Genomic DNA, 18,338 nt, shown 5'->3' on the forward strand with positions numbered 1-18,338 from the left:
CGGCATCGTGTGGTAACTTGACGAATGTCGGCGCGCCGCGAGGGTGCGCCTCTGGAAGGAGACACGCTACGCGCGCCGCGAAGGCGTTGCGTCGCAGAAGAAAATCATGGCAACAGGTCTTTATTCTCACGCCGACTGTCTGCTGCACGACATGGGGCAATGGCATCCCGAATGTCCCGCGCGCCTGCAGGCCATCGAAGATCAGTTGATCGCGAGCCGCATCGACTCGCTGATCGAGCGCGAGTCCGCGCCGCTCGCGGACGAAGCCGCGCTGCTGCGCGTGCATACGCAAGCGCACGTCGACTACATCCGCAGCCGGTCGCCCGTCGAAGGCATCGCCGAGATCGATCCCGATACGACGATGAACCCCCACACGTTGCAAGCCGCGTTACGCGCGGCGGGCGCCGCGGTGGCCGCGACCGACGCGGTAATCGAAGGCCGTTACGACAATGCCTTCTGCAGCGTGCGTCCGCCCGGCCATCATGCGGAGCCGGCGCGCGCGATGGGCTTCTGCTTCTTCAACAACGTCGCGATCGCCGCACGTCATGCGCTCGACGTGCACGGGCTGCAGCGCGTCGCGATCATCGACTTCGACGTGCATCACGGCAACGGCACCGAAGCGGCTTTCTCGGGCGACCCGCGCGTGCTGATGTGCAGCATCTTCCAGCATCCGTTCTATCCGTTCACCGGCGCCGACAACCAGGCGTCCAACATGTGCAACGTGCCGATGCCCGCACGCTCGAAGGGCATGGAAGTGCGCGAGGCGGTGGACATGCTGTGGCTGCCGCGCCTGCATGAATTCAAGCCGGAGATGCTGTTCATCTCGGCGGGCTTCGACGCGCATCGCGAGGACGATCTCGGCAACATGGGCCTCGTCGAAGACGACTACGCGTGGATCACCGATCAGATGCGCGAGATCGCGAAACGCCATGCGCGCGGGCGCATCGTCAGTTGTCTCGAGGGCGGGTACAACCTGTCGGCGCTTGGACGCAGCGTGGTTGCGCACGTGCGCTCGCTGGCCGGCATCTGAACAAGCCCGCCGTGCCACCGGCGGCAACCACGCAACGCAATGAGGAGCGAGCCATGAACGCGGAGGCGAGCAGCGCTTCACTGATCGAGATCGAACACGATGCGTATCGGGTGCCGGGCGTCGTGCTGTTGACGATGAACCGGCCCGACGCGTTCAACGCGCTCTCCGAGGCTTTGCTCGATGAGATGCAGCATGCGTTGACGCGGATCGCTCAGTCAGATGCTCGCGTGGTCGTCATCGCGGGCGCGGGGCGTGCGTTCTGCGCGGGACATGATCTGAAGGAAATGCGCGCGGCGCCGTCGCTGGCTTATTACCAGCGGCTGTTCGCCCGGTGCACGAAGCTGATGATGACGATCCAGCGTATGCCGCAACCGGTCATCGCGCGCGTGCAGGGCGTTGCCACGGCGGCCGGCTGCCAGCTGGTGGCGATGTGCGATCTGGCGGTCGCGGCGGATTCCGCGCGTTTCGCCGTGTCTGGCGTGAACCTGGGGCTGTTCTGCGCGACGCCTTCGGTGCCGCTCTCGCGCAACCTGTCGCGCAAGGCGGCGCTTGATATGCTGCTCACCGGCGATTTCATCGATGCCGCCGAAGCGAAGCAGCAAGGCCTCGTGAACCGGGTGGTTCCCGCCGACGCGCTCGACGCGGAACTCGCGCGGCTTGCCGCGACGATCTGCGCGAAACCGGTCGAGGCGGTGAGCGCCGGCAAGGGGCTTTTCTATCGCCAGCTCGAAATGGGTATCGAGGCGGCTTACCAGCTTGCCGGCCAGACGATGGCCTGCAACATGATGGACGACTCGGCGCTCGAAGGCGTGCAGGCGTTCATCGACAAGCGCGCGCCGGACTGGAAGCGTTAGGCGGGCGCAAAGGATGGCTGTAACTGTTGTGGCCGGCGGTGCGCCGCAGGTTGGCGGCGCCTCACAGCCGGCCATCTGCGAGCGGTAACCGGCGGCCGGCGAGAAAGCCTCGCGCTTCGTTCGCCCCACAGCATCACACGTTCAACGCCCCACCGCCCGCTTCTCGATCCAATCGATCAGCGCCCCGATCACCCGGTCGCGATCGAGATCGTTCATCGTCTCGTGATAGCTGCCTTCGTGCAGCGTGAGCGTCTTGTCCGGCGAACCCGCGTGCTGGCCGAACGCGCGGCTGCCTTCGGGCTCGGTGAGTTTGTCGGCGGTGCCGTGGTACACCAGCAGCGGCATGCGCAAGGCCGCACGGCCACGTTCGATCCGCGCCATCGCCAGCAACAGTTCCGCGCCGGTGCGCGCCGGAATCGCCCCGTGATGCACGAGCGGATCATTGAGGTTGGCGTTCACCACCGGCTGAAGGCGCGACAGCAGCGCGGCGTCGATCTTCATCGCCGGGAAACCTGGGTAGACGCGGCTGATCACCTGGCTCAGCACAAGCATCCAGCGCGGCACGTCGCGTCCCGGCGCGAGCGCGGGGCTCGACAGAATCAGACCGCTCAGCCGCCGGCCGCTCGCTTCGAGCCGTTCGATCGCGTACAGCGCGGCTATCGCGCCGCCCATGCTGTGGCCCATCAGAAAGAGCGGCGCGCAGCTTTGCGCGGCGGCGTCGAGCAGGGCCTGTGCGTCGAGCAGATAGTCGTCGAAACGCTTGACGGAGACCCGCTTGCCGGGCGCGTGTCCGTGGCCGCGCAAGTCGATCGCGACCAGTTCGATACCGGCCGCGTTGAGTCGCCCGGCCAGTGCGGCGTAGCGGCCGGCGTGCTCGGCCAGCCCGTGCAACAGCGCGACGGTAGCGCGCAGCGGCCCGCTGGCCGGCCAGCGGTACAACGGCAGTGCGACGCCGTCGGCGGTCGTGACCGACGAGCGCTGCGGCCCGTCGACGTTCTGCTTGCCGCCGCTCGCGCGCACGTTGTTATTTTCGGATGTTTCCATGGCTGCGACTCGTCCTGATTCTGGTTCGCCCGATCATAGTCGCAGCGACGCCCGGCACGCGAGCATTGCATGTCGCACGCCCCTCTAATGCTCACAGGTTATGAAAAGATCGTAATTGATTATTAAAGGAAATGTCGGCGCTGCGGTAGAATTGCGGGCTCAAATCCCAATAAAAGCAACGGCGGCCGCTTGTCGGGAGCGCACAACGCTCGGTGACAGAGTCCGCCGTTTCGTTTTTCCATGATCGAAATACGCAACATTTCCCAGCGGTTCGCCGGGCCCCGGGGCTGGGTCGAGGCGCTGCACAACGTCAATCTGTCGATTCCGGCGGGCGAGGTGTTCGGCATCATCGGCCGCAGCGGCGCGGGCAAAAGTACGCTCGTGCGCACCATCAACCTGCTCACGCGCCCGTCCGAAGGCAATATCGTCGTCGACGGCCGCGATCTGACCACGCTGCCCGCCGCGCAGTTGCGCGAGGCGCGCCGCGAGATCGGCATGATCTTCCAGCACTTCAATCTGCTGTCGTCGCGCACCGTGTACGAAAACGTCGCGTTGCCGCTCGAACTCGCCGGCATGAAGCGCGACGAGATCGAAGCGAACGTGCTGCCGCTGCTCGAACTGGTCGGCCTGTCGGCGCAGAAGGACCGCTATCCGGCGCAGATCAGCGGCGGGCAGAAGCAGCGCGTGGGCATCGCGCGCGCACTGGCGAGCAAGCCGAAAGTCCTGCTCTCGGACGAGGCCACCTCTGCGCTCGACCCCGAAACCACGCGCGCGATTCTCGACCTGCTCAAGCGCATCAATCGCGAACTGAACCTGACGATCGTGCTGATCACGCACCAGATGGACGTGATCAAGCAGGTCTGCGACCGCGTCGCGGTGCTGGACGCGGGCCGCGTGGTCGAAGAGGGCAAGGTGATCGACGTGTTCCTGCAGCCGCGTCATGAAGTGACGCGCGCGCTGATCGGCGACGTGATCGCGCAGGAGCTGCCGCCGGCGATGAAGGCGCGTGTCGCAGAGCGCCTGAAGACCGGCAGCGGCCACCTGTTGCGGCTCGCGTTCACGGGCTCCGGCGTCGATCAGCCGATCCTGTCGGAAACGATTCGCCGCTACGAACTCGACTTCAACATCCTGCACGGCCAGATCGACGAGATCCAGGGGCAGGCGTTCGGCTCGCTCGCGGTGCTCGCGGGCGGCGAACCGACGAAGGTGGCGCAGGCGCTGACGTATCTGCGTGAACAGGGTGTGGTGGTGGAGGAGCTTTCGCATGTTGAGTGAAATGTTCGATATGTTCGTCCAGTCGTTCTGGGAAACGCTCGTGATGGTGGGCATTTCCGGACTGGTCGGCGCATTGGTGGGGTTGCCGCTCGGCGTGCTGCTGTATCTGACGGACCGCCAGGGCGTGCTGGAAAACGTCGCGGTGAATCGTGTGATGGGCGTGATCGTCAATGCGGTCCGCTCGACGCCGTTCATCATCCTGCTGGTCGCGGTGATTCCGTTCACGCGCCTCGTTGTGGGGTCGTCGATCGGGACGGCGGCAGCGGTCGTGCCGTTGACGATCGCCGCCGCGCCGTTCATCGCACGGCTGGTCGAGACCGCGCTGCGCGAGGTCGATCGCGGGCTGATCGAAGCGGCCCAGGCGATGGGCGCGACCACCGGCCAGATCGTGTTCAAGGTGTTGCTGCCGGAATCGCTGCCGGGCGTGGTCGCCGGCTTGACGATCACGTTCGTGTCGCTGGTCGGTTATTCGGCGATGGCCGGCGCGATCGGCGGCGGCGGTCTCGGGGACCTCGGTATTCGCTACGGCTATCAGCGTTTCCTGCCGGAGGTGATGCTGACGGTCGTGGTGATCCTGATCGTGTTCGTGCAGCTGGTGCAGTCATTCGGGGATTGGCTCGTGCGTCGTTTGAGCCATAAATAAATACGGGTCATCGGAACCCGCCAACAGAGTCGGAAAGGTCCATCATGCAACGTCGTTTCATTCTCAAGCTCGCCGGGGCGTTCGCCGCCGCGTCGCTGTTCGCCACCGCGGCCCACGCCGAAGACAGCATCAAGGTCGGCGTCACGGGCGGCCCGCACGCGCAGATCATGGAAGTCGTAAAGACGGTCGCGGCGAAGAACGGCCTCAATATCAAGGTCATCGAATTCTCCGACTACGTGCAGCCGAACGCGGCGCTCGCCGGCGGCGATCTGGACGCGAACAGCTACCAGCACGACCCGTACTTGCAGGCGCAGGTGAAGGATCGCGGCTACAAACTGATCCGCATCGCGGACACGGTCACCTACCCGATGGGGATCTATTCGAAGAAGGTGAAGACGCTCGCCGAACTGCAGCCGGGCGCGAAGATCGCCGTGCCGAACGATCCGACCAACGGCGGCCGGGCACTGTTGCTGCTGCAGAAGCAGGGGCTGCTGAAGCTGCGCGCCGATGCGGGTCTGAAGGCGACGCCACTCGACATCGTCGAGAATCCGAAGAAGTTGAAGATCGTCGAACTCGACGCCGCGCAAATCCCGCGCTCGCTGAACGACGTCGATGCGGCCGCCATCAACACGAACTTCGCGATGGAAGCCGGCCTGAAGCCGAAGCAGGACGCGATCGCTGTCGAAGATCCGAAGGGCCCCTACGTGAACATCATCGCAATTCGCGAAGCCGACCGGAACAAGCCGTGGGTCGCCAAGCTGGTCGCGGCGTACCATTCGCCGGAAGTGAAGCAGTTTGTCGACAGCAAGTTCGGTGGGTCGGTGATCACCGCCTGGTGAGCCAGCGGCCTGGACATCGGGCAAGAGACGACGGCCATGACGAATTAGAGGCGTAAGTTGAAACCCGGGGTTGCCGCCCGGGTTTTTTCGAGATTAAAATAGAACGATCGTTCGCTATTGCCGTCACGCCGCTGAGGAGCGATATCCTTCTGCTAAAGCGCCCGCGACAAAAGGTTGCCCCGAGGGCAGTCGCTATAATGTTCGTTGGGTTGACGTATTCGTAACTTTGGAGCGTGTGCATGAAAATCCTGGTGCCAGTCAAGAGAGTGGTCGATTACAACGTGAAAGTCCGGGTGAAGTCGGACGGCACGGGCGTCGACATCGCGAACGTGAAGATGTCGATGAATCCGTTCGATGAAATCGCAGTGGAAGAAGCGGTGCGTCTGAAGGAAGCCGGTGTGGCGACCGAAGTGATCGCTGTGTCCGCAGGCGTCACGCAAGCGCAGGAAACGCTGCGCACGGCGCTGGCGATCGGCGCGGATCGCGCGATCCTGATCGAGTCGACCGAAGAACTGCAGCCGCTGGCGGTTGCCAAGCTGCTGAAGGCGCTGGTCGACAAGGAGCAGCCTTCGTTGATCATTCTCGGCAAGCAGGCCATCGACGACGATTCGAACCAGACCGGTCAGATGCTCGCCGCGCTGGCTAATCTGCCGCAAGCGACGTTCGCGTCGAAGGTTGTCGTGGCTGACGGCAAGGCAACCGTGTCGCGCGAAGTGGACGGCGGCGCCGAAACGCTGTCGCTGACGCTGCCGGCCGTGGTCACCACCGACCTGCGCCTGAACGAGCCGCGCTATGTGACGCTGCCGAACATCATGAAGGCAAAGAAGAAGCCGCTCGAAACGATCAAGCCCGCAGACCTGGGCGTGGACGTCACGCCGCGCCTGAAGACGCTGAAAGTCGCCGAACCGCCGAAGCGCTCCGCCGGTGTGAAGGTGCCGGACGTGAAGACGCTGGTCGAGAAGCTGAAGACTGAAGCCAAGGTGCTTTAAGTAGAACCCGGAGACGGACGAAATGACGAATCTTGTAATTGCAGAACACGACAATGCGTCGATCAAGGCCGCGACGCTGAACACGATCGCAGCGGCGCAGAAGATTGGCGGTGACGTTCACGTGCTGGTCGCGGGTCACAACGCGCAAGCTGCTGCCGATGCGGCTGCGAAGATCGCGGGTGTGTCGAAGGTGCTGCTGGCCGACGCGCCGCAACTCGAAGCGGGCCTCGCGGAAAACGTCGAAGCGACCGTGATGAACATCGCGAAGGACTACACGCACATCCTCGCGCCGGCGACTGCCTACGGCAAGAACATCGCGCCGCGTATCGCCGCGAAACTCGACGTCGCGCAGATCAGCGACATCACCGCCGTGGATAGCGCCGACACGTTCGAGCGTCCGATCTATGCGGGCAACGCGATCGCAACGGTGCAATCGGCTGATCCGATCAAGGTCATCACGGTGCGCTCGACCGGCTTCGATCCGGTGGCAGCAGAAGGCGGCAGCGCGAGCGTGGAAAAGATCGAGGCGGCAGCAGACGCGGGCGTTACCCAGTTCGTGAGCCGTGAAGTGACGAAACTGGACCGTCCGGAACTGACGTCGGCGAAGATCATCGTGTCGGGTGGCCGTGGTTTGGGCAATGGCGAGAACTATACGAAGGTTCTGGAGCCGCTGGCCGACAAGCTGAACGCAGCGCTGGGCGCCTCCCGCGCGGCAGTCGATGCGGGCTTCGTGCCGAACGACTATCAGGTCGGCCAGACCGGCAAGATCGTTGCGCCGCAACTGTACGTGGCCGTCGGCATCTCGGGTGCGATCCAGCATCTGGCCGGCATGAAAGACTCGAAGGTGATCGTCGCGATCAACAAGGACCCGGAAGCGCCGATTTTCAGCGTCGCCGATTATGGTCTCGTGGGCGATCTGTTTACCCTCGTGCCGGAACTGGTTAGCGAGCTCGGCTAATCGCCGCAGCGCCACAGCGCCGGGTACAAGGCGTCTGGGAGCACACGAAGGGCGCGGGACCGATCAAGTCCGGCGCCCTTTTTTTATCTAGACAGGAGGAGAACCAGAATGAGCTACACGGCGCCCATCAAGGACATGCTGTTCGTGATGAAAGAACTGGCCGGTCTCGAAAGCATCGCGACACTGCCGGGTTTCGAGGACGCGAACCTCGACACGGCTCAGGCCGTGCTCGACGAGTCGGCGAAACTGTGCGGTGAAGTGCTGGCGCCGCTGAACGTCGAGGGCGATCGCAACCCGAGCAGCTGGAAGGATGGCGTCGTCACTGCGACGCCGGGTTTCAGGGAAGCCTTCCGCCAGTTCGCCGAAGGCGGCTGGCAAGGCGTGCAGCACCCGCTCGACTATGAAGGCCAAGGTTTGCCGAAGCTGATCGCCACGCCCTGCGTCGAGATGCTCAACGCGTCGAACCTGTCTTTCGCGCTGTGTCCGCTGCTGACCGACGGCGCGATCGAAGCGCTGCTCACCGCCGGCACCGAAGCGCAAAAGCAAACCTATGTGCCGAAGCTGATTTCCGGTGAATGGACCGGCACGATGAACCTGACCGAGCCGCAGGCCGGCTCCGATCTCGCGCTGGTGCGCACGCGCGCCGAGCCGCAGGGCGACGGCTCGTTCAAGCTGTTCGGCACGAAGATCTTCATCACATGGGGCGAGCACGACATGGCGAAGAACATCGCCCATCTCGTGCTGGCGCGCACGCCGGATGCGCCCGAAGGCGTGAAGGGCATTTCGCTGTTCATCGTGCCGAAGTTTCTCGTCAATGAAGACGGATCGCTCGGCGAGCGCAACGACGTGCATTGCGTGTCGATCGAGCACAAGCTCGGCATCAAGGCGAGCCCGACCGCGGTGCTGCAGTTCGGTGACCACGGCGGTGCGATCGGTCATCTGATCGGCGAAGAAAATCGCGGCCTCGAATACATGTTCATCATGATGAACGCAGCGCGTTTCGCGGTGGGCATGCAGGGCGTCGGCATTTCGGATCGCGCGTATCAGAAGGCCGTCGCGTACGCGAAGGATCGCGTGCAAAGCCGCCCGGTGGATGGCTCCGCGAAACAGTCGGTTGCGATCATTCAGCACCCGGACGTGCGCCGCATGCTCGCGACGATGCGCGGCCTCACCGAAGCGTCGCGCGCGCTGGCTTACGTTGCCGCCGCGCATTGCGACATCGCGCATCGTCATCCGGACGACGCGACGCGCGCCGCGCATCAGGCGCTCTACGAATTCCTCGTGCCGATCGTGAAGGGCTGGAGCACTGAACTGTCGATCGACGTGACGAGCCTCGGCGTGCAGGTGCATGGCGGCATGGGCTTCATCGAAGAAACCGGCGCCGCGCAGTACTACCGCGACGCGCGCATTCTGCCGATCTACGAAGGCACGACCGCAATCCAGGCCAATGATCTGATCGGCCGCAAGACCGTGCGTGACGGCGGCAAGGTGGCGAAGTCGCTGCTCGCGGACATCGCCGCAACGGTTGATGCGCTCGGCACTAAGCAGGACCCGGCGTTCGACTCGATGAAGCGGTATCTGGCGCAGGGCCATCGTTCGCTGAGTGCGGCGGTCGACTTCGTGCTGGCGAATACGAAGAGCGATCCGAATGCGGTGTTCGCCGGCAGCGTGCCTTATCTGAATCTCGCGGGTATCGTGCTGGGCGGCTGGCAGATGGCGCGCGCGCTGCTCGTCGCGGCCGACAAACGCGACGAAGATCCGGCGTTCTACGGCGCGAAGATCGCGACCGCGCAGTTCTACGCGGAGCACGTGCTGCCGCAGGCAGCGGCGCTCGAAGCGTCGATTGTCAGTGCGAAGGGTGGGGAGAGCGTGCTGGCTTTGTCGGACGATCAGTTCTGACGCGACACGCTGGGCCGGATGCGCCGGCCTGGAAAAGCAAACGGCGCCTTATAAGGCGCCGTTTGCTTTTATTGCAGCGGTGCGCGCGCGATGATCGATCGGCGCGACTGCTTGCCGAGCGTCAAGCGACGAGGCGCCTGACGTTCGGCTTCAGGCATAGGCCGGCCGATGCGCGCCGCCGGTCTCGCCGAGATAGCGGTGTACCGACAGGTCGTCCGCCTTGATGGCGGGCTGTTTGCCCGACATCACGTCGGCCAGCAACTGGCCCGAGCCGCACGACATCGTCCAGCCCAGTGTGCCGTGACCCGTATTCAGGAACAGGTTCGCCACCGGCGTGCGACCGACGATCGGCGTGCCGTCCGGCGTCATCGGACGCAATCCGGTCCAGAACGTGGCCTTCGACGTATCGCCGCCGCCCGGGAACAGGTCGTTCACGCACAGTTCCAGCGTGGCGCGGCGCGCCTCGCGCAATGACTTGTCGAAGCCGACGATCTCCGCCATCCCGCCGACGCGAATCCGGTTGTCGAAACGCGTGATCGCGATCTTGTAGGTCTCGTCGAGCACGGTGGACACCGGCGCGGCCGCTTCGTCGACGATCGGCGCGGTGATCGAATAGCCCTTGAGCGGGTAGACCGGAATCTTCAAGAGACCGGTGAGGAACCGGGTCGAATACGAACCCAGCGCGACCACGAACGAATCCGCGCGCACCAGCTCGCCGCCGCATTGCACGCCGGCGACCCGGTCGCCGGCCATCGCGAGCGCGTCGATCGGCGTGTTGTAGCGGAATTGGACGCCCAGCTGCTCGGCCAGCGCGGCGAGGCGCGTGGTGAACATCTGGCAGTCGCCGGTTTCGTCGCCCGGCAGGCGCAGGCCGCCGGTCAGCTTGTGCGAGACCGCGGCGAGCGCCGGCTCGGCTTGCGCGAGCTCGGCCGCCGACAGCAGTTCATACGGCACGTTGGCGTCCTGCAGCACGGCGATGTCTTTCGCGGCGCCGTCGAATTGCTGCTGCGTGCGGAACACCTGCAGCGTGCCGCCGGTGCGGCCTTCGTACTGGATGCCGGTATCGGCCCGCAGTGCCTGCAGGCAGTCGCGGCTGTATTCGGCGAGGCGGACCATGCGGCCCTTGTTCACCGCATAGCGCGCTGATGTGCAGTTCTGCAGCATTTGCCACATCCATTGCAACTGGAATTGCGTGCCGTCGAGCCGGATCGCGAGCGGTGCGTGCTTCTGGAACATCCACTTGACGGCCTTCAGCGGCACGCCAGGCGCCGCCCACGGCGACGCGTAGCCGGGCGAGATCTGCCCCGCATTGGCAAAACTGGTTTCGAGCGCCGGGCCGGCCTCGCGGTCGATCACGGTCACTTCATGACCCGCGCGCGCCAGGTAATACGCGGTCGTCACCCCGACGACGCCACTGCCCAAAACGACGACTCGCATAGCTGCTCCTGGATACTTGCAAAGAGGGTGGGAGGGCGTGCGCTCGTCGATTCGTTCGGTTTCATTCGATTCACGAGGTATAACGCTGATCGCCCAGTGCTAACCGCTATACTATTAACAGTCAGGCAGGTTTTGTTATTGTATTTTCAGAATTTTCAGCAAAAACATCATGCGTACACAGCGCCAGCCGGTCCGAGCCCTCGACAAACTCGATCACAAGATCCTGCGGCTGCTGCAGCAGGATGGCCGGATGGCCATGAAGGACCTGTCCGAGCAGGTCGGGCTATCGGTGACGCCGTGCATCGAGCGGGTCAAACGGATGGAGCGCGACGGCGTGATCACCGGCTACCACGCGCGTGTGAATCCCGCCGAACTGGGCGCGGCCCTGCTGGTGTTCGTCGAGATCACGCTCGATCACAAGAGCGGCAACATGTTCGACCAGTTCCGACGCGAAGTGCAGAAGATTCCCGAAGTGCTGGAGTGCCATCTCGTGTCGGGCGACTTCGATTATCTGATCAAGGCGCGCATCGGCGAAATGGCCGACTACCGCAAGCTGCTTGGGGACATCCTGCTGCAATTGCCGGGCGCGGTGCAGTCGAAGAGCTATATGGTGATGGAAGAGATCAAGGAAACGCTGACGATCGCGGTAGGAGATTAGCCGGGCACTTTGTCACGACAGCGGGGCTCGACAAACGGCGTAAACACTGTATATTTATACAGGTGCTGTGCGCCGTTTTCTGTTTTGCGTGACCTTGGCCGTGGCTAACTCCGATACCCCTTCCGCTCGAGAATTTCCGATCGCACCGCCCGCGCCTCGCAAGGGGCGCGGGGCGGTGACGAACCTGCAAGGCCGTTATGAAGTCGACCAGCGCGAAGCGGTGGACGACGGCTGGCAGCCGGCCGGGGGCGAAGAAGGCGATGAGCCCAAAGTCTTGCGCACGCAGGTCTTCGAGGAACGCGCCAAATCCATTCTCACGCGCAACGTGTCGCCGGATATTCCGTTCGGCGTGTCGCTCAATCCGTATCGCGGTTGCGAACACGGCTGTATTTATTGCTTCGCGCGGCCTACGCATAGTTATCTGGGGCTGTCGCCGGGTCTCGACTTCGAAAGCCGGATCTACGCGAAGATCAATGCGCCCGAGTTGCTCGAACGGGAACTGTCGAAGAAGTCCTATGTTCCCGAGCCAATTGCACTGGGCGTCAACACGGATGCGTGGCAGCCCGCCGAGCGTGACTTGCGCCTGACGCGCCGAGTGGTCGAGGTGCTCAGCGAACGCCATCAGCCGTTCGCGGCCATCACCAAATCGTCGCTGATCGAGCGCGATATCGATCTGCTCGCACCCATGGCCGCGCGCGGGCAATTCGTGGCGGCCATCACCATCACGACGCTCGACGCGGAAATCGCGCGCACGCTTGAACCGCGCGCGGCGACGCCGTCGCGCAGGCTGCGCACGATCCGTACGCTGAGCGAGGCGGGCATTCCGGTTGGCGTCAGCATTGCGCCGGTGATCCCGTTCGTCACCGAGCCGGACATGGAGCGCGTGCTGGAGGCTTGCGCCGAGGCCGGTGCGAGCAACGCGAGCTACATCGTGCTGCGTCTGCCGTGGGAAGTGGCGCCGCTGTTCAAGGACTGGCTCGCTGCGCATTTTCCCGACCGCGCAGATCGCGTGATGAGCCGCGTGCGCGATATGCGCGGCGGCAAGGACTATGACTCGTCCTTTGCCGCGCGAATGAAGGGGGAGGGCTTATGGGCGGATCTGCTCAAGCAGCGATTTCACAACGCCGTGCGCCGTTTGGGCTTGAACCGGCGCGACCGCGGCATTCTCGACATGTCGCACTTTCGCCGCATCGAGCCGGCGCGGGCCGAGGAGCTGGTGCGCGACAATCCGCAACTGAGGCTCTTTTAGCGCGGCGCGCGCCCAGTCATTGCGAGATCGCTTTCGCCGCTTCCACCTGACTTTCGAAGTAAGTCTGGAACGAAATGGCGAGGCCGGTCATCAGCAGGAACGCGCCGATCAGCAGCGAAAAGATCACGATGAACACCACGGTCCAGCCTGAGCGGCTCTTGCGTTGCGTCTGCGCGTTGAACTGCGCGTCCCATTTTTCGTCCGGACGCAGACCGTAGACGATCGCGGCGAGAAATGCGGCCAGTAGCGAAACAGCACCGAGAAACGCCAGCGCCCAGCCGAGGATCGAAGCCCGTTCGCTCGCCACCAGCAGCATGACGCCAGGAATGCCGATCAGCGTGCCGAGCAGATGAGCCCAGCCGAAAATGTCACGTTTGCCGTACAGGTAGAAGCGGTGGGCGCCGAGGCTGCCGAGCAGGAACGCCAGCGCGGCGGTAATCGTCTTGGATCTGAAGCGCGGGGAAGTCGAAACAAGGGTGGACATGTAGGCGTGGGCAGAGTGACAGGCGGTCGAAAGGACCGGCGCGCCGTTGGGCGCGGACCGACGCGCATTCTACGCCCGCCGCGGCCCGAAGGTCATGTGGCGGGCAGGCGGATCGCTATAAGGGATCGCGGTGTGAATGGCGCGCGTTGTCGGGCAGCGGGACGCTTTTGGGGGGCGGCGCGGGGCTGACTTTTCGCGGGAGATGGGAGCGAGTGCCTTCCGCGCGAGGGGGAGCCTTCGCAGCGGGCGCCGCCGGGCTACGGCGCCGAGTACGTCACGCGATAGATCGCGCCTGCGTAGTCGTCGCTGATTAGCAGGGAACCGTCGGGCAACGGCAAGACATCGGCGGGACGGCCCCAGACGGCTTCGCCGGGCTGCAGCCAGCCTTCGGCAAAGATTTCCTGCCGCGCGTTGCTGCCGTCCGGATCGGCGATCACCCGCACAACGCGGTAACCGGCCTTCTTGCTGCGATTCCATGAGCCATGCTCGGCAATGAATACATTGTTTCGGTACGCGGGCGGAAACATCGAGCCGGTGTAAAAGCGCATGCCGAGCGCGGCCACGTGTGCGCCCAGTTTGGCCACTGGCGGTGTAAATGCGCTGCATGGATGGCCCTTGCCGAATTCCGGGTCGGGCGTGTCGCCGCCATGGCAATACGGGAAGCCGAAATCCATGCCGGCGCGCGGCGCACGGTTGAGCTTGTCGTCGGGCACGTCGTCGCCTAGCAGGTCGCGACCGTTGTCGGTGAACCACAGTTCGTGGGTCATCGGATGCCACGCGAACCCGACCGAATTGCGCACGCCGCGCGCCATGACTTCATAGTGGCTCCCGTCCGGATTCATACGGCCGATCATCGCGAAGCGGTCGCGGTCTTTCTGGCAGACGTTGCAGGGCGCGCCTTGCGGCACGTACAGCTTGCCGTCCGGGCCGAAGGCGATGAACTTCCAGCCATGATGTGTTTCGTTGGGCAGCGTGTCGATCACGACGGCGGGCTTGGGCGGATCGTTCAGATGCGCGTCGATCGCATCGAAACGCAAAATCTTCGACACCGCCGACACGTAGAGCGCGCCGTCGTGCCACGCGACGCCCGCCGGCGATTCGAGGCCGGAAGCGATAACGTGGCGGCCTGTCACCCGGCCGTTTTGCAACTGGAGCGCATAGACGCGCCCGTCGAGGCTGCCTATATAGAGAATGCCCTTCGGCGAGAGCGCCATCGCGCGCGCGCTCGGCACGTCGTCCGACAGAACCTCGATATGGAAGCCCGGTGGTAATTTGATACGCTCGACCGTCAGCGCAGCGGTCGCCGACAGCATCTGGCCGGCAAGCAGCCCAGCCACCGCATAGCGCAGAACCCGGCTTCGCAACGTGCGTGGGAGACCGGCAAACCACACGACTACGAGAAAAAAAGCGGTCAAAAACGCTGTCGGCGGCAGGAGTTTCACGGGCTCTCCGTTAGGTAATTCGGGCGTTTGGGCGCGATTCGAGGGTCCCGTCCGGATGGCCGATGCAACCCTGTCGCTCAGTTTGTCCCGGTAAGTGTTTGTTATGGCGTCGGTTTCCCGCTATAATCGCGTGTTTCAGTCGTTCCGAACCCCGGTTTTCAAGGATTCTAGTATGGTCATCATCCGCTTGGCTCGTGGCGGCTCCAAGAAGCGCCCGTTCTACAACATCGTCGCAACCGATTCGCGTAGCCGTCGTGACGGCCGCTTCATCGAGCGCGTTGGTTTCTACAACCCGGTCGCTACGAAGGGTGAATCCCTGCGTATCGCTCAGGATCGCCTGACGTACTGGCAAGGCGTTGGCGCGCAACTGTCGCCGACCGTCGAGCGTCTCGTGAAGGAAGCGCAAAAGGCGCAGCCGGCTGCTTAATGGTAGCTTGCATGCGTATCGTCGTCGGTTCGGCCGGCGGCTCGCGCAGCTTGCGTGAGCAGTCCGATGCGCGAGTTGTTTTACTGAAGCAGACGTCGAAGCTGGCAGCGAGGTGTTCTTATGTCTGAGCGTGATTCCGGCAGTTCAGGGCGCGTGAAGGCAAAAGCGACAGCTGCGCGCGCGAAGACGTCTGATCAGGCGCCGTTCGGTGCATTCGTCCGCAAACCGGTCGAACGAGCCGAAGGCAAGGCGCAAGCCAATGTTGCAAAAGCTGGCTCCGCTGCGGCAGAAATGCGCGCGGAAACAGTGGAAAGCTGGCCGGCCGATGCGGTCGAGGTCGGCGCAATCGTCGACGCTTACGGCCTCAAAGGCTGGGTCAAGGTAGCCGCGCATGCGGATGTCGGGCACGGCGGCGACGCGTTGCTGAGCGCGAAACGCTGGTGGCTGTTGAAAGGCCATGAGCGCAAGTCGGCGCCGTCATTGCAGGCGAAAACGCATAGCGACAGTGTGGTTGCCCATCTGGGCGGCGTCACTGACCGCGACGTGGCGCTGGCACTGCGCGGCTCGCGCGTCTATATCAGCCGCAGTGAATTTCCGGCCCTCGACGCCGACGAATTCTACTGGGTCGACCTGCTCGGCCTGGATGTGGTGAACGTTGCCGGAGTCAATCTCGGCAAGGTTGCAGACATGATCGACAACGGTGCGCATTCGGTGATGCGTATCGAATACCCGGCTACCGACAAAAACGGCAAGCCGGTCGCAGGCGAGCGTTTGATCCCGTTCGTCGGCGTCTTTGTCAAAACGGTGGACCAGGCGGCGAAGCAGATCATCGTCGACTGGGAAGCCGATTACTAAAATCATTCGCTGAATGGAGAGAGCGATGCAGTTCGATGTCGTGACGCTCTTTCCAGAAATGTTCCGTGCGCTGACCGACTGGGGTATCACCAGCCGTGCCGCGAAGCAGGAGCGCTATGGGTTGCGTACGTGGAATCCTCGTGATTTCACCACCGACAACTACCGCACAATCGACGATCGTCCGTACGGCGGCGGCCCTGGCATGGTGATGCTGGCGAAGCCGCTGGAAGAAGCGATCCGCGCCGCGAAAGCGGCGCAGGCGGAGCAGGGCATCGGCGCATCGCGCGTCGTGATGATGTCGCCGCAAGGCGCCACATTGAATCACGACCGTGTCATGCGGTTCGCCGCCGAGCCCGGTCTGATCCTGTTGTGCGGGCGTTATGAAGCGATTGATCAGCGTTTGCTCGACCGTGTCGTCGACGAGGAAGTCAGTCTTGGCGACTTCGTGCTGTCGGGTGGCGAATTGCCCGCGATGGCGTTGATGGACGCGGTTGTGCGCCAGTTGCCCGGCGTGCTGAACGACTCGCAATCCGCGGTGCAGGACAGCTTCGTCGACGTGCTGCTGGATTGTCCGCACTACACGCGTCCCGAGGAATACGACGGTGTGCGTGTGCCCGATGTGCTGCTCGGCGGCCATCATGCGGAAATCGAAACGTGGCGGCGGCGTGAAGCGCTGCGCAATACGTTGAACAAGCGGCCCGATCTGATCGTGAAGGCCAGAAAGAACAAGATGTTGAGCCGTGCCGACGAGGCATGGCTTGCAAGTCTCGCAAAGGAAGAGTCGAAGGCGTAAAGCCGGCGGTCTTTCGAGCGGACACCAGGCGGCGCCGCACATGCGTGTACGGCGCCAGATGTGAACCCATCCTCTATCGGGGCCGTAGCCGAGCAGTTTCTGCGAGGCAGGTACGAACGCCGACAAGATGGATCTAGGAGTCAGTGATGAATCTGATTGCAAAACTCGAGCAGGAAGAAATCGCGCGCGTCCTCGGCGAGAAGGCCATCCCCGAATTCGCCCCCGGCGATACGGTGATCGTCAGCGTGAACGTGGTTGAAGGTACGCGTAAGCGTGTTCAGGCTTACGAAGGCGTCGTGATCGCCAAGCGTAACCGTGGTCTGAATTCGTCGTTCATCGTCCGTAAGATTTCGTCGGGCGAAGGCGTCGAGCGTACGTTCCAGACGTACTCGCCGCTGCTGGCAAGCATCGTCGTGAAGCGTCGCGGCGATGTGCGTCGTGCGAAGCTGTATTACCTGCGCGACCGTTCGGGCAAGTCGGCTCGAATCAAGGAAAAGCTGGTCTCGAAAGACCGCGCTGCTTCCCAAGCGTAAATGCTGTAAGAAAAAGCACCCCTTGTGGGTGCTTTTTTGTTTGCCAGGTCAAAATAGCGGCATGTCCCCTATCTGCTCATTCGAGAGACCCGTTGACCCGCCCCGTCTTTGAGCCTGAAACGCTGCCCGTCGAAGCAACCGGTGCCCATCTGCCGCCGGTGGCCGCCGAGCGCCTCACCCCTGATGGCCTGCGCACCCGCTTCGAGCAGCATCTCGACTGGACGCCTGAGCCCAGAATCGAAACGCCATGGCGCAATGCTCAGGGCGATCCGCGCGTGGCCGCGGTACTGGTGCCGCTGGTGGTGCGCAATCATGGACTGACCGTGCTGCTCACGCAGCGCGCCGACCATCTGAACGATCACGCCGGACAGGTGAGTTTTCCTGGCGGCCGTCAGGAACCCTTCGATGCCGATGCCACTGCGACTGCACTGCGCGAAGCGCAGGAAGAAGTGGGCCTCGAGCCGTCGCGAGTGGAAATTCTCGGCGCATTGCCCGACTATCTGACAGGCACCGGCTTTTGCGTGACGCCGGTGATCAGTCTCGTGCATCCGCCGTTTGCATTGGAAATGGATACGCTCGAAGTGGCCGAAGTCTTCGAAGTGCCGCTCGCGTTTCTGATGGACCCGGCGAATCACGAAGTGCGCGTGTTCCGTTATGAGGACGGCGAGCGGCGCTTTTTCACGATGCCGTATCCGCGCAGCAAATCAACGGAGCCGAGCGGGCAGGGCGGCGGCGAAGTCGGCGGCCATCATTTCATCTGGGGCGCGACGGCGGCGATGCTGCGCAACCTGTATCGCTTCCTCGCCGCATGAGTCACTGTGTGGGTCGTTGCGCGAGTTACCACACAAATTGCGCGTGACTGTGCACTTGCCGGGTGTTTGTCAGTGTCGGTGCTCAGTCGAATCCGACCCTGTGCTATCGTTATAAAA

General features: G+C 63.5%; 19 protein-coding genes. 15 read left to right on the forward strand and 4 right to left on the reverse strand.

What is annotated here, in order from left to right:
* Nucleotides 1–106 precede the first annotated feature (106 nt).
* Together ACZ9H4_RS13335 and ACZ9H4_RS13340 are read left to right on the forward strand one after the other, a co-directional pair.
* Nucleotides 107–1,030: a histone deacetylase family protein gene (locus ACZ9H4_RS13335; RefSeq protein ID WP_408140913.1), complete on the forward strand. Its 924-nt coding sequence runs from the start codon at nt 107–109 to the stop codon at nt 1,028–1,030.
* Nucleotides 1,031–1,083: 53 nt separating this feature from the next.
* Nucleotides 1,084–1,884, forward strand: coding sequence for an enoyl-CoA hydratase (locus ACZ9H4_RS13340; RefSeq protein ID WP_476119245.1), 801 nt, complete (start codon nt 1,084–1,086; stop codon nt 1,882–1,884).
* 141 nt (nt 1,885–2,025) lie between these two features.
* On the opposite strand, the gene ACZ9H4_RS13345 is transcribed toward ACZ9H4_RS13340, so the two are convergent.
* Complete coding sequence (locus ACZ9H4_RS13345) at nt 2,026–2,928, reverse strand: lysophospholipase (RefSeq protein ID WP_476119246.1); 903 nt, start codon at nt 2,926–2,928, stop codon at nt 2,026–2,028.
* A gap of 240 nt (nt 2,929–3,168) precedes the next feature.
* On the opposite strand from ACZ9H4_RS13345, the gene ACZ9H4_RS13350 reads away from it, so the two are divergent.
* The 6 genes from ACZ9H4_RS13350 (at nt 3,169) to ACZ9H4_RS13375 (ending at nt 9,531) form a co-directional block, all read left to right on the forward strand.
* Nucleotides 3,169–4,203, forward strand: a complete 1,035-nt coding sequence (locus ACZ9H4_RS13350; RefSeq protein WP_408140919.1) for a methionine ABC transporter ATP-binding protein — start codon at nt 3,169–3,171, stop codon at nt 4,201–4,203.
* Nucleotides 4,193–4,846, forward strand: coding sequence for a methionine ABC transporter permease (locus ACZ9H4_RS13355; RefSeq protein WP_121315372.1), 654 nt, complete (start codon nt 4,193–4,195; stop codon nt 4,844–4,846). Before ACZ9H4_RS13350 ends, ACZ9H4_RS13355 begins: the two co-directional genes overlap by 11 nt.
* A 44-nt stretch (nt 4,847–4,890) precedes the next feature.
* Nucleotides 4,891–5,685 carry a MetQ/NlpA family ABC transporter substrate-binding protein gene (locus tag ACZ9H4_RS13360; protein ID WP_476119247.1) on the forward strand — a complete coding sequence of 265 codons (795 nt, stop codon included), beginning with the start codon at nt 4,891–4,893 and terminating at the stop codon, nt 5,683–5,685.
* 239 nt (nt 5,686–5,924) lie between these two features.
* The gene (locus ACZ9H4_RS13365) at nt 5,925–6,674 is read left to right on the forward strand and encodes an electron transfer flavoprotein subunit beta/FixA family protein (RefSeq protein ID WP_476119248.1); all 750 of its coding nucleotides are present in this window, start codon (nt 5,925–5,927) and stop codon (nt 6,672–6,674) included.
* 22 nt (nt 6,675–6,696) lie between these two features.
* Entirely contained in the window at nt 6,697–7,632 is a 936-nt protein-coding gene (locus tag ACZ9H4_RS13370) for an electron transfer flavoprotein subunit alpha/FixB family protein (RefSeq protein WP_476119249.1), read from the forward strand.
* 108 nt (nt 7,633–7,740) lie between these two features.
* Nucleotides 7,741–9,531 carry an acyl-CoA dehydrogenase gene (locus ACZ9H4_RS13375; protein ID WP_476119250.1) on the forward strand — a complete coding sequence of 597 codons (1,791 nt, stop codon included), beginning with the start codon at nt 7,741–7,743 and terminating at the stop codon, nt 9,529–9,531.
* A gap of 150 nt (nt 9,532–9,681) precedes the next feature.
* Here the strand turns inward: ACZ9H4_RS13375 and ACZ9H4_RS13380 are convergent, their stop codons facing one another.
* Nucleotides 9,682–10,968 carry a D-amino acid dehydrogenase gene (locus ACZ9H4_RS13380; RefSeq protein ID WP_408146984.1) on the reverse strand — a complete coding sequence of 429 codons (1,287 nt, stop codon included), beginning with the start codon at nt 10,966–10,968 and terminating at the stop codon, nt 9,682–9,684.
* 169 nt (nt 10,969–11,137) lie between these two features.
* Here ACZ9H4_RS13380 and ACZ9H4_RS13385 point away from each other — a divergent pair, with 169 nt between their 5' ends.
* Complete coding sequence (locus ACZ9H4_RS13385) at nt 11,138–11,626, forward strand: Lrp/AsnC ligand binding domain-containing protein (protein WP_408146986.1); 489 nt, start codon at nt 11,138–11,140, stop codon at nt 11,624–11,626.
* A gap of 100 nt (nt 11,627–11,726) precedes the next feature.
* Entirely contained in the window at nt 11,727–12,875 is a 1,149-nt protein-coding gene (locus tag ACZ9H4_RS13390; protein ID WP_476119251.1) for a PA0069 family radical SAM protein, read from the forward strand.
* Nucleotides 12,876–12,891: 16 nt separating this feature from the next.
* Here ACZ9H4_RS13390 and ACZ9H4_RS13395 read toward each other — a convergent pair whose 3' ends face one another.
* Both ACZ9H4_RS13395 and ACZ9H4_RS13400 read right to left on the reverse strand, forming a co-directional pair.
* Nucleotides 12,892–13,359 carry an NINE protein gene (locus ACZ9H4_RS13395; RefSeq protein ID WP_408146990.1) on the reverse strand — a complete coding sequence of 156 codons (468 nt, stop codon included), beginning with the start codon at nt 13,357–13,359 and terminating at the stop codon, nt 12,892–12,894.
* 257 nt (nt 13,360–13,616) lie between these two features.
* The gene (locus tag ACZ9H4_RS13400) at nt 13,617–14,801 is read right to left on the reverse strand and encodes a PQQ-dependent sugar dehydrogenase (RefSeq protein ID WP_476119252.1); all 1,185 of its coding nucleotides are present in this window, start codon (nt 14,799–14,801) and stop codon (nt 13,617–13,619) included.
* 172 nt (nt 14,802–14,973) lie between these two features.
* Between ACZ9H4_RS13400 and rpsP the strand changes: the two genes are divergently transcribed.
* From rpsP to ACZ9H4_RS13425, 5 genes are all read left to right on the forward strand, one after another.
* Nucleotides 14,974–15,228, forward strand: coding sequence for a 30S ribosomal protein S16 (gene rpsP / locus ACZ9H4_RS13405; protein WP_013090118.1), 255 nt, complete (start codon nt 14,974–14,976; stop codon nt 15,226–15,228).
* 120 nt (nt 15,229–15,348) lie between these two features.
* Nucleotides 15,349–16,083: a ribosome maturation factor RimM gene (rimM, locus tag ACZ9H4_RS13410; RefSeq protein WP_476119253.1), complete on the forward strand. Its 735-nt coding sequence runs from the start codon at nt 15,349–15,351 to the stop codon at nt 16,081–16,083.
* A 25-nt stretch (nt 16,084–16,108) separates the two neighbouring features.
* Entirely contained in the window at nt 16,109–16,876 is a 768-nt protein-coding gene (gene trmD, locus ACZ9H4_RS13415; RefSeq protein ID WP_408325029.1) for a tRNA (guanosine(37)-N1)-methyltransferase TrmD, read from the forward strand.
* Between the two features lie 146 nt (nt 16,877–17,022).
* On the forward strand, nt 17,023–17,409 hold the full coding sequence (rplS, locus tag ACZ9H4_RS13420; RefSeq protein WP_408146998.1) for a 50S ribosomal protein L19: 387 nt from the start codon (nt 17,023–17,025) through the stop codon (nt 17,407–17,409).
* A gap of 92 nt (nt 17,410–17,501) precedes the next feature.
* A complete protein-coding gene (locus ACZ9H4_RS13425; protein ID WP_408147000.1) occupies nt 17,502–18,221 on the forward strand; it encodes an NUDIX hydrolase in 720 nt (239 codons plus the stop codon).
* The last annotated feature ends 117 nt before the right edge of the window (nt 18,222–18,338 follow it).

It is taken from the genome of Paraburkholderia sp. TE9906 (assembly GCF_056279605.1).